We start from the raw sequence: 1,381 nt of genomic DNA, 5'->3' as shown, positions 1-1,381 counted from the left end.
GATCGTGTCCCAGGAAGTGGTGTAACTCATCATGGCCTTGACCACTGAGTTTGCCGTTTAGTTGATCACGGCCGACAGCTTGGCTTGTGGATTATCGCTGACTGCTTCAAACGCCTCCAACTGCATGTATCGCCGCTGCAGGCACCACTCGTCGTTCTGCTCCAGCAGCATCGCGCCTACCAGCCGTGTGATCGCCGGATCGTTGGGAAAGATACCCACGACATCGGTGCGGCGCTTGATCTCAGCGTTGAGCCGTTCCAGTGGATTGGTGCTGTGCAGCTGCTGGCGGTGCGCCTTAGGAAACGCCATGTGCGCCAGCACTTCATCCTCGCAGCCGTCCATAAGCGCTGCGATCTTGGGGTACTTTTCGCGCAGTTGGTCAGCGACCAAGCGCCACTGCTGATGGCATTCGGCACGGCTGTCCTGGGCAAAGACCGTGCGTAACAACGCCGCCACCATGGTGCGTTGACCTTTGCCAACATGGGCCATGGCGTTGCGCATGAAATGCACACGGCAGCGCTGCCAAGTCGCGTTGAATACTTTGGAAACAGCCGCCTTCAGACCTTCGTGGGCGTCGGAGATGACCAGTTTCACACCTCGCAAGCCCCTGCGCATCAGGCTACGCAGGAAGTCTGTCCAAAACGGCTCGGCCTCCGAAGGCCCAACCCGCATGCCCAGGACTTCGCGGCCACCGTCAGTGTTCACGGCCACGGCAATTATTACGGCGACCGAGACGATGCGCCCGGCCTCACGCACCTTGACGTAGGTGGCATCAATCCAGAGGTAGGGCCAGTCACCCTCAAGTGGCCGATCAAGGAATGCATGAACGCGCTCATCGATCTCACCGGCCAGCCGCGAGACCTGGCTCTTGGAGATGCCGGTCATGCCCATGGCCTTGACCAGTTCGTCCACTGAGCGCGTTGAGACGCCTTGAATGTAGGCTTCCTGGATCACTGCTGCCATCGCCTTCTCAGCGGTTCGCCGAGGCTCAAGAAAGCCGGGAAAGTAGCTGCCTTGACGTAGCTTGGGGATCTTCAGGTCGACGTCGCCGGCGCGGGTCTGCCAGAGGCGATCCCGATAGCCGTTGCGGCTGTTCGTGCGGTCTGGGCTTTTGACATCGAAGCCGGCGCCGCACAGGCCTTCGACGTCGAACTCCATCATGCGCTGGGCAACGAACTGGATCATTTGCTTGAGCAGATCAGCGTCTGCCCCTTTCTCAACCAACTCGGTCAATGCGATAGTGGGCTTGGTCATCGTGGTTTCTCTGGTGAGTGTTTGGTCTTCGCAAACTCAACGTTAGCCAAGAACCACGATGACCATCCTCTTTCGCCCGCAGGGCGCCTTCGGCTGGTTCAGTTACACCACTTCCTGGGACACGATC

1 protein-coding gene is annotated in these 1,381 nt (G+C 59.3%); it reads right to left on the bottom strand.

Annotated elements, in window-relative coordinates; all coding sequences use genetic code 11:
* Nucleotides 1–57: 57 nt before the first annotated feature.
* A complete protein-coding gene (locus N5D48_RS26110) occupies nt 58–1,254 on the bottom strand; it encodes an IS256 family transposase (protein ID WP_087534779.1) in 1,197 nt (398 codons plus the stop codon).
* Nucleotides 1,255–1,381: the final 127 nt, after the last annotated feature.

The sequence above is a fragment of the Pseudomonas sp. GD03858 genome (genome assembly GCF_029840925.1).
In the GTDB taxonomy this organism is placed as follows: domain Bacteria; phylum Pseudomonadota; class Gammaproteobacteria; order Pseudomonadales; family Pseudomonadaceae; genus Aquipseudomonas.
The sequence above is the reverse complement of the archived record's forward strand: the minus strand, read 5'-3'. Positions and strand labels throughout refer to the sequence as shown.